The 9,966-nt window shown below is 54.6% G+C and carries 9 protein-coding genes; 5 read left to right on the top strand and 4 right to left on the bottom strand.

Features of this window, described 5'->3' with window-relative positions:
* Positions 1-2,017: putative Ig domain-containing protein (locus B156_RS29340; protein ID WP_018620981.1), on the top strand; the 2,017-nt coding region annotated here is incomplete at its 5' end.
* Positions 2,018-2,100: 83 nt separating this feature from the next.
* Here B156_RS29340 and B156_RS0117075 read toward each other — a convergent pair.
* A complete protein-coding gene (locus B156_RS0117075) occupies positions 2,101-2,766 on the bottom strand; it encodes an SGNH/GDSL hydrolase family protein (RefSeq protein ID WP_018620980.1) in 666 nt (221 codons plus the stop codon).
* 99 nt (positions 2,767-2,865) lie between these two features.
* Between B156_RS0117075 and B156_RS30905 the strand changes: the two genes are divergently transcribed.
* Together B156_RS30905 and B156_RS0117070 are read left to right on the top strand one after the other, a co-directional pair.
* Positions 2,866-3,114, top strand: a complete 249-nt coding sequence (locus tag B156_RS30905; RefSeq protein WP_084757777.1) for a GDCCVxC domain-containing (seleno)protein — start codon at positions 2,866-2,868, stop codon at positions 3,112-3,114.
* 86 nt (positions 3,115-3,200) lie between these two features.
* Positions 3,201-3,929 (top strand): SDR family oxidoreductase, encoded by a 729-nt coding sequence (locus B156_RS0117070; RefSeq protein ID WP_018620979.1) that lies wholly within the window; start codon positions 3,201-3,203, stop codon positions 3,927-3,929.
* 82 nt (positions 3,930-4,011) lie between these two features.
* Here the strand turns inward: B156_RS0117070 and B156_RS0117065 are convergent, their stop codons facing one another.
* From B156_RS0117065 to B156_RS0117055, 3 genes are read right to left on the bottom strand one after another with little or no spacing between them, the layout of a single operon-like run.
* Positions 4,012-5,328: a gluconate:H+ symporter gene (locus B156_RS0117065; protein ID WP_018620978.1), complete on the bottom strand. Its 1,317-nt coding sequence runs from the start codon at positions 5,326-5,328 to the stop codon at positions 4,012-4,014.
* A gap of 4 nt (positions 5,329-5,332) precedes the next feature.
* Complete coding sequence (locus tag B156_RS0117060) at positions 5,333-6,634, bottom strand: McrC family protein (protein ID WP_018620977.1); 1,302 nt, start codon at positions 6,632-6,634, stop codon at positions 5,333-5,335.
* 6 nt (positions 6,635-6,640) lie between these two features.
* Positions 6,641-7,402, bottom strand: a complete 762-nt coding sequence (locus B156_RS0117055; protein ID WP_018620976.1) for an HpcH/HpaI aldolase family protein — start codon at positions 7,400-7,402, stop codon at positions 6,641-6,643.
* A gap of 244 nt (positions 7,403-7,646) precedes the next feature.
* Here B156_RS0117055 and B156_RS0117050 point away from each other — a divergent pair, with 244 nt between their 5' ends.
* Together B156_RS0117050 and B156_RS0117045 are read left to right on the top strand one after the other, a co-directional pair.
* Positions 7,647-8,201, top strand: coding sequence for a gluconate 2-dehydrogenase subunit 3 family protein (locus tag B156_RS0117050; RefSeq protein WP_018620975.1), 555 nt, complete (start codon positions 7,647-7,649; stop codon positions 8,199-8,201).
* 32 nt (positions 8,202-8,233) lie between these two features.
* Complete coding sequence (locus B156_RS0117045; RefSeq protein ID WP_018620974.1) at positions 8,234-9,952, top strand: GMC oxidoreductase; 1,719 nt, start codon at positions 8,234-8,236, stop codon at positions 9,950-9,952.
* Positions 9,953-9,966: the final 14 nt, after the last annotated feature.

The raw sequence follows: 9,966 nt of genomic DNA, 5'->3' as shown, positions 1-9,966 counted from the left end.
GGCTCCACCGGCCAACACCGCTCCGGTGGCTACCAGCAATGCCAACCAAACGGCGACCGTTGGGCAGGCCTTCTCCTACACGGTCAACGCCTTCATCGATGCCGAGACGCCCAACGGCCTGACCTATACTGCCAGCATCAACCCCGCCAACGGGCTGAGTTTTGATGCCAATACCCGCGTCATTTCGGGTACGCCTTCGATGTCGGGTGTCTCGACGGTAACCGTAACGGCCACCGATCCGGGGAGCCTGTCGGCCAGCACCAGCTTTACCATCACGGTGAGTCCGGCTGGCACGCCACCCCCAACGGCAACCTTCAGCATTACCGGGGTTACTACAGTAAGCTGTGAGGTCATCTCGGCCGGGCTGCGCCGGGTCACCTTCAACCCCCGCTACGCGGGTCTGAATGGAACACCAGTAAGCTTCTCGGTCGTCAATGAAATGCTGCCGACGACTAATCCGGGCCCCTACACCTTGAATCTGTATACCGACAATTCGGTGATTACCCTGAGTGCTACCCAGAGCGGGGCCACCACCCAGTTTGCCTACAACTGGCTGTCGGCCTGTAGCTCCTCGACGGGCAACACCCCGCCTACGGTAGCCAATCCCGTGCCACCCCAGTCGGCCACGGTGGGTATCGGGTACACCCTGTCGCTGGCTAATGTGTTCACCGATGCCGAGACACCCAACAGCCTGGTGCTGTCGGTAACGGGCCTGCCCGCGGGGCTGAACTTCGTGGCACCTTCCACCATCTCGGGCACGCCTTCGATGTCGGGTGTCTCGACGGTAACCGTCACAGCGACTGATCCGGGCAGTATGAGTGCCAGCACCAGCTTCACCATCACGGTGAATCCAGCAGCCGGTACACCCCCACCCCCAACGGGCACCTTCAGTATCACGGGTGTGACGACAGTAAGTTGTGCAACCCTGTCGGTGGGACTGCGTCAGGTAACGTTCAACCCACGATACGCGGGTCTGAATGGTAGTCCGGTGAGCTTCTCCGTCGTCAACGAAATGGCGCCCACCACCAACCCCGGCCCCTACACGCTGAATCTGTATACCGACAATCCGGTTATCACCCTGAATGCGGTGCAGAGTGGGGTTTCCAACAGCTTTGCCTATAATTGGCTGGCATCCTGTGGGGGTAGCAATCCACCCGCCAACACGCCACCAACGGTAGCCAATCCCGTGCCGCCCCAGTCGGCCACGGTGGGCGTTGGCTATACGCTGTCATTAGCGAACGTATTCACCGATGCCGAAACACCGAATCAGTTAACGCTGTCGGTGACGGGCCTGCCAGCGGGGCTGAACTTCGTAGCACCTTCCACCATCTCGGGTACGCCTTCGATGTCGGGTGTTTCGACGGTAACGGTGACGGCGACTGATCCGGGGAGTATGAGTGCCAGCACCAGCTTCACCATCACGGTCAATCCGGCCGCCGGTACACCCCCACCCCCAACGGGCACCTTCAGTATCACGGGCGTAACGACGGTCAATTGTCAGGTAATCTCGGCGGGTGAGCGTCGGGTAACGTTCAATCCCCGGTACGCGGGTCTGGATGGAACACCGGTGAGTTTCTCGGTGGTCAATGAGATGCTGCCCACCACCAATCCGGGGCCTTACACGCTAAACCTGTACACCGACAACCCGACTATTACCCTGAGTGCAGTGCAGAGCGGAGTGAGCAGCACGTTTGCTTACAACTGGCTGGCAGCCTGTACCCCATCTGCGCCCAGTGCGCGGGTGAGTGGAGAGCCGGTTTCGGGCTTGCATATTCAGGTATTGGGTAACCCGGTGAGCAACCGTATTGACGTTGTGGTAACGGGTGCAGCCGGTAGCGCACTGAATCTGGTATTGACCGATGAGCAGGGTCAGCGGGTGAACCAATTCACTACGGAGCAGGCCCTTTCGAACCAGAAGGTTCAGTTTGAGGTAGGTCACTTGCCAGCGGGTATCTTACTACTACGGGCCAGCACGCCAACGCAGAACCAAACCATCCGCGTCCTGAAGTCGAACTAAGTCGCTTCGTCTTATAACCGGTTAAAACCAGAAACGACCTGCTTGTTGAAGCAGGTCGTTTCTGGTTTTGATGGATAAGAAATCTATTTTCCCGCCGTGAGCACTTTCTGCATCTGCTCGGCTACAAACTGGTTGCCCGTATCATTCAGATGAACCCGGTCGGTGGTTAAAATACCCCGGTCTTTGTTGTCCGTATTATGTTGAAGATCGTGCTCCTGAAACGCTTTACGCAGGTCGACCAGCGGGAGGTTCTGCCGTTTGGCAATGTCCCGGACAAACTGGCTATATTGGTTCAGGTCGCCATCCTGCTGGTTGGTCATATCGGTTTTTTCGCCAATGGCTGCGGGCGTACAAAGGACCACGCGGATGTTGGCCGCCTGTAGTTTTTTCACAACGGCTTCGTAAAACTTCACGAACTTATCGGGGTCTGTACCCGTGCCCGATGTGGCTTTGTGCCAAACATCATTCACCCCTACCCAGATAACCACCACATCGGGCTGTTTGGCCAGCACGTCGTCGTCCATTCGCAGGAATAAATCGTAGATTTTGTTGCCGCCGATACCGGCACCAATCAGTTCGTACTGGTCGGCAGGCATCATTTTTTTCAGGCGGTCAATGTAGCCACCAGGATTCACACCCGCCTGGGTAATGGAGTCACCAAAAAAGATGACACGGGTTGGTTTTGCCGCGCTCATGGCAAGCAAACCGGCTGTTAACAGCACGAGCAGAAGACGAGAAATTTGAGTCATATCGCTAAAAGCAGTCAGCAGGTGGTGGATACTTGGTAAAAGACTACTTTTACCGTTGTACTACAGTGTACCGGCATTGCGTTTATCCTGCCAAACACTATGAGCGAAATTCATAATACGTATGGGGTCTATCAGGGGAAGACCGTTACCCTCAACGCACAACTAACCTGTCCCCATTGTGGTCATCGGCAAACAGACCTCATGCCGACGGATGCCTGCGTTTATTTTTACGAGTGCTCCCAGTGTCGGGCGATATTGAAACCATTACCCGGCCATTGCTGCGTGTATTGCAGTTACGGAACGGTAGCCTGCCCGCCCATACAAGCCGGAACGACTTGCTGCTCCTAAAATTCAGGGTGGCCTGTTTAAACTTTTACCCGTCCTTTTTGTACTAATCCAGTCCCCTCCTCAAAGGCGGGCCGACCCAATCAACCATGAATACCTCGAACAATAAAATTCTGATAACCGGGGGCGCATCCGGCATTGGCCTGGGGCTGACAGAACGGTTTTTACAGGAAAATAATACGGTGCTGGTTTGTGGCCGACGCGAATCGGTACTGCACGAGTTAACGGATAAGTACCCATCGGTGATTACGCGCGTGTGTGATTTATCGGAAGCGACCGAGCGCGAAGCGTTGTTTAACTGGATTGCAGCAGAGCATCCCGACCTCAATGTACTGGTCAACAATGCCGGAATTCAGCAATGGATGACCGTGACGGACGCTGATTTTTTTGACCGGGCACAAACTGAACTGACCATCAATGTGCAGGCTCCGCTTCACCTGACGTCCCTGTTCGTCCAGTTACCGTCGCTGACAACCATCCTCAACGTCACGTCCGGTTTATCGTTCGTTCCCCTCACGAAAGTCCCCGTTTATTCGGCTACCAAAGCATTCTTCCACTCCTTTACGCTGTCGTTGCGGGAATTGCTGAAGCCCAAGAATATTGAGGTTATCGAACTGATTCCGCCCGCCCTGAATACGGATCTGGGTGGCAAGGGGTTACATGACGCGGCTCCCCCGGTGGCCGATTTTATTGCCGCCGTATTTGAGCAGATGAAGGCTGGTAAGACCGAAATAACCTTTGGGTTCAGTGAAGCAATGGCAAAAGCGGGAGCCGAAGAAGTAAAGATTGCCTTCGCCCGAATGAACGGAGTAACCTGATGGGGCAGGAGGTAACTTCTTTGATGTTTATAGTTCGAATAAACAAAACACAACAAAAGCCAAACAACTATAAAACAAGCACTTATACAACCATATTCAACAAAAGAACACCAATCAGCCCGACAATGGACACAATTGTCTCCATCACTGACCAGGTTCGAATGGTTTGCCCGATGGTCAGGTTGAAGTACTCTTTGAAAAGCCAGAATCCTCCGTCATTGATGTGGGAGAACATAAGGCTTCCGGAGCCAATGGCCAGCACCATCAACTCGGGTTTGATCGCCTGCGACTGAATCAGGGGCAGGATAATGCCCACCGTTGTCAGACCCGCTACCGTTGCCGATCCCACGCAGACCCGGATAAAGGCGGCAATACCCCAGGCCAGGATCAGCGGAGGTATGGCGGCATCGGCCAACAGGCTACCGATGTATTTGCTGGTACCACTGTCACTGAATACCTGCTTCAGCGCACCAGCACCGGCAATAACCAGCAAAATGGGGGCGATGGCCTTAACGGCTTCTTCCAGGTCTTTGGTGATTGCTTTCAGGTTTTGCCCCTGCCGGATACCTAGCGCGTAAATAGCGACCAGTACTGACAACAGCATCCCAATATACGGTTCGGCCATTAGCGTAATAACCGTTTTGAGGAAAGAGTCATCGGGCATGGCACTTTTCAATGGGCCGAAGGTAGTGAGCAACAATACGGGCAGTAAGGCGACGAAGAAACTGATACCCGCCCCCGGCAAGTTATGATCGGGAACTTCGCGAATGTTAAACAATTCCCTGTTGGGTGTCGCCTTTATCTTTGTGAGCGTCTGGCCAAAGATCGGCCCGGCAATAATGATGGCCGGAATAGCGACAATGATACCGTAAATGAGCGTTTGACCGATATTGGCGTTGAGCTGACCCGCCACGGCCGATGGTGATGGATGCGGAGGCAGGTAGCCGTGCGCTACGGACAGGGATGCCAGCATGGGCACAGCTACCGACATGATCGGAAGCCCGGACGAAGCCGCAATGGTAAAAATCAGTGGCACAACGATGATGAATCCCGCATTATAAAACAACGGAATACCGATTACAAAGCCTGCTACGGCCAATCCCCAGCGGATATTTTTGATACCGAACCAGCCAATCAGCACGTTGGTGATGCGTCGGGCGGCCCCGCTTTCGGCTACTAACCGGCCCAGCATAGCACCAAAGCCTATAATCAGGACTAACTCACCGAGGGTACCACCAATGCCCGTCTGGATGGACTTACCCACATCCACTACGTTCATACCCGCGGCAAGACCAATGCCAAGGGCGACGATTACGAAGGAAATAAAGGTATCGAGATGGACAAAGGCAACCAGAACAACGAGGACCAGAATACCGGTTAAGGTTAGAATTAGGGGCATGAGGTTACGGGGGTGTTTGGAACGGTAAAGCGTATCTCGTGAGTCTTTCTACTTCATGCGCCAGTGAATTGGTTACATCAAAGGGCACAACGTGCAATCGGGTGGTGGCATCGTAATCAAACACAGCCAGTGGCCGACGGAAGGTTTCGTTGGCGGGGTAGATCAGGAATAAATCGCTGGCAGCGTATTTTTTGCCATAAGCGTATAGCTGATACAAATCCGCCTGTTCGATGCCGTATGTGCCGGGGTCGGCCCCGGTGCTCGACTCACGCCCGCGTATAGTTTTCCATTTTGTGTCGAATACCAGCGTCCGGTCGTTCTGCCGGATTACAATGTCGGGACGAAGCCGAAACTTGGGCGTACCTACGTGTTCATCTACCAGATGCGCCGACGATTCCTGAACCCGCACCTCATCGGCATCGGGCCAGTAGGCTTTAATACCATACGCTACGTAATCCTCAAAAACCCGTTCCATCGGAAACAGCAGGGCCGTACTTGGCTGCGGTCCCGTTCGAATGCCAAAACCCCGCCCGTGCAGCAGCGCTTCGGCCCAGCGGAGTGCCTGCTCATACCGCCTGAATAACGGACCTGACCGGCGCGCAATCCGCCAATCGTCCGGTATCGAATCGGACAGGGGTACGTCGTCCATAGCCCAGGTCAATTGGCTGATGCGGCTCTGGATTTGCGGGTTCATTGTTGCGCTGGCGAGGTACGCCAGCGTTGTTTTCAGGATGCGGTTGGCGGCTACATCGGCGGTCAGGATTTCGTACCGAACGGCCAGTCGTTCGGCGTGCCAGGCATTCTCCCGCTGCTGCCGCACATACTGAAATTTCCCCTTCCAGAATCGCTCGTTGCTCTCAACCGTTACGTAGGCCCGCTGAATTCCCTGCTGCACCAATGGTTCTACCGAATCCAGAAAAGCAGTGATGAAGGTTTCCCACAATGGTAACCGATTCGCCTGCGTATAGGCGGCCGGAAGCATTCGACAAGGGCTTCGGCGCAGGCACCGCAACATGTTGAGCAACAAAGGGCGGGCTTCATCGGGTTGCCCCACTTTAGGCAGAATTTCAAGCTGCGTTCGATTAGTCAGCGGCAGTAGCCCGACGTAGTTCCGCAGTTTAACCAGCTCCCGCCCCTTTTGTACCGAAAAGGCCAGCAACCCATCAGCCTGTTCATTGTCGAAGGCAAACTGGCGCAGTAGCTGAAAAACGGAATCGGGCACCCGTAAACCACCAATGGGTGGCTCGTTCCACTGTTTGTCAGAACCAATCGCGCTGTTTTCCAGTACATACAGGGTGGTAATCATACGCCCTTAGCTCCTGCCTTTCATGAAATCACCGGCCGCTGATTTGAGTAGACCAGCAAAGGAGTTCAGGCAGAACAAAACGCCCCGATCAATCAACGCCCTCGCCTGATCGCCGGTGGCGGCTGTAGTACCCGCAATGAGACCGGCTTTTCTGATTTTTTCGACAACACCCGCAATGGTACGTTTCACCTCGTCGTGGCCGGGTCCGTCGTAATAGCCCATGCTCATGGCCAGGTCGCGCGGTCCGATTACAAAACCATCAATGCCTTCAACCTGTAGTAAATCGTCCAGATTGGCAATGGCTTCGGTATCCTCAATCTGGGGTAACACCAGCGTTTGCTCGTTGGCAAATTCAACGGCTTCGCCCTGGTTCATGCTTCCCAGCAGGTAGTCATTGGCCCGCACCGGTCCGAAGCCCCGCTCACCCAGGGGTGGGTATTTCACGGCTTTTACCAGGGCTTCGGCCTCGGCTACCGTCCGCACACCCGGCATCATGATACCCATCACTCCGGCATCCAGAAACTGCAAAATGAGTTTGGGGTCGTTGCTCCGAACGCGGGCCAGGGGAGTAATGCCGGCCACGTCGCAGGCGCGCACAATATCCTGTACCTGAGCGGTAGTGACCGGGCTGTGTTCGCCATCGATCATGTAAAAATCAAGGCCCGACAAACCGCAGATTTCGGCAACGGTGGGGTCGGCACTATTGGATAGAACTCCCAGCACGGGCTGGCTATTTTTGAGCCGGGTTTTAACGATATTCTGTTTCATGTATAAAGAAGTAACCAGATGCCAAACCGGGTTTGAGCGAATCATCCTCCGTCTATAATCCGGTGGGTTCGCGCAGGGTTGTGAGCAAATTGAGGCTAAAATTACGTAATTTACGCTACGTTAACGTAGTGGGCATTATGTACTCCGTAGTATAATGTTGCGATACAATTGACCGTTTCTTAGGAAAAAACTGTTTAGTATCATACCTGCCATACCCGAACGCAGGGTTTATTTATTCCATTTTATGCAACGACGAACTGTATTACAAAGCCTGGCCGTTGGCTTCGGTGGCCTGATGAGTCTGCCGACCTGGGCCTCCGGCTGGACGGCCGACTCCCTGAAATCCGTTTCTACCCTCCCCCCTGCCGAAGAAGCCCTGCTGGCCGAAATTGTAGAAACGTTCATTCCGGCAACGAATACCTCCGGCGTGGATTCACCGGGCGCCAAAGCGCTTGGTGTTCATCAGTTTGCTATGCGGATGATTCAGGATTGCTACGGCCCGCCCGCTCAGGAAACGCTGCAACGAGGCCTGGCTCTGACGGAAGATAGTGCTCAAAAAACCGCTGGCAAGCCCTTTGCCGCCTGTGATGCCGCGCAACGAATGGCCATCCTGACCACCCTGACCACCAACACCGACCGGGCTGGTAAAGCCTTTGTCGATTTGATAAAAGGACTCACCATTCAGGGGTACACCAACTCCGAGCCTTACCTGGTGAACGTGAAAAAGTACGTTATGGCTCCGGGCTATTACCACGGCTGCGTAGAGGTTCCCGAAGTAGCCGTTAATGGTAGTCGGTAGTTTTCATTTATCTTTTTGTATCTCCTGAACACATGGCTTATTTAAACATAGATTCTGTTAAAGACCGTACATTCGACGCTATCGTTATTGGCTCCGGCATCAGCGGTGGCTGGGCGGCTAAAGAACTGACCGGCAAAGGTTTACGCACCCTGGTGCTGGAGCGGGGCCGCGACGTAAAACACATTACGGATTATCCGACCACGATGATGCCGCCCTGGGAGTTTGCCCATGCGGGTCAGCTTTCCAAAGAGTACCGGGACGCCAACCCCATTGCCAGCCGCTGCTACGCCAACCGGGAGGATGCCCAGCACTTTTTCGTGAAAGATGCCGAACATCCTTACGTACAGGAAAAACCCTTCGACTGGATTCGGGGGTATCAGGTAGGGGGCAAATCGCTGATGTGGGCGCGGGGAACCCAACGCTGGTCGCAGTACGATTTTGACGGCCCCGCCCGCGACGGGTTTGCTGTGGAGTGGCCCATCGGGTATGCCGATATTGCCCCCTGGTACTCGTACGTGGAGAAGTTTGCCGGTATATCGGGCAACAAAGACGGCCTGGCCCAGCTACCCGACGGCGAGTTCCTGCCCCCGCACGAGCAATCCTGCGTGGAAAAGCACTTCTCCGACCAGATGGCAAAGCGGTACCAGGGTCAGCGGCCCGTTATTATCGGTCGTTGTGCGCACCTGACCAAGCCACAGCCAATTCACTACCAGCAAGGCCGGGCTCAATGCCAGAACCGCGACCTGTGCCAGCGGGGCTGCCCCTACGGCGGGTATTTCAGCAGCAATGCCAGCACATTGCCCTGGGCCGCCAAAACCGGTAAAATGACCCTACAGCCCGATTCGGTTGTGCATTCAATTATTTTTGACGACAAGAAAGGGAAGGCATCCGGCGTGCGGATCATTGACGCGCGCACCAGCCAGATGACCGAGTATTACGCCCGCGTTATATTCGTCAACGCAGCCTGCCTGAACAGCAACCTGATTTTGCTGAATTCCACGTCGGCCCGATTTCCACGTGGGCTGGGCAATGACAACGGCCTGTTGGGTAAATACGTAGCGTTCCACAATTTTCGCACCGGCATTTCGGCCGAGTACGAAGGATTTCTCGATAAAACGACCGATGGTATCCGGCCCAATGGCAGCTATATTCCCCGGTTCCGTAACGTACAGAAACAGGAAACCAACTTCCTGCGCGGCTACGCAGCCGGTTTCAGCGGTAGCCGCACCAGCCAGGTCGATACAGCAGGCATGGGTGCGGACTTGAAAGCCAGTCTGATGCAGCCCAAATACGGCAACTGGCGGGTAGGCTCTCATATGATGGGCGAAACCATCCCCAAAGAAACCAACTACGTGATGCTGGACAAAACGCTGAAAGACCCCTGGGGTATTCCGCAGTTGAACATATCGGTGGGGTACGACGATAATGACGAGAAGATGATTGTGGACTTCCACGAGCAGATGACCGAAATGCTGACCGGAGCCGGATTTATCAATATCCAGACCCATGATAAACCCGACAAGGCACCGGGCCTGGATATTCACGAAATGGGCGGGGTCCGGATGGGTAAAGACCCTAAAACGTCATTGCTCAACAAGTGGAACCAACTGCATGCCTGCAAAAACGTGTTCGTGACGGATGGAGCCTGCATGACCTCTACCTCCACTCAAAACCCGTCACTTACGTTCATGGCTATCACGGCGCGGGCTGCCAATCATGCCGTTAGCGAGTTAAAGCGGGGGATGTTATAACGGTGAATTTTATG

Origin of the sequence: Spirosoma luteum DSM 19990 (assembly GCF_000374065.1) — a bacterium.
Classification (GTDB): domain Bacteria; phylum Bacteroidota; class Bacteroidia; order Cytophagales; family Spirosomataceae; genus Spirosoma; species Spirosoma luteum.
This window is presented reverse-complemented; position numbering and strand designations above follow the sequence as displayed.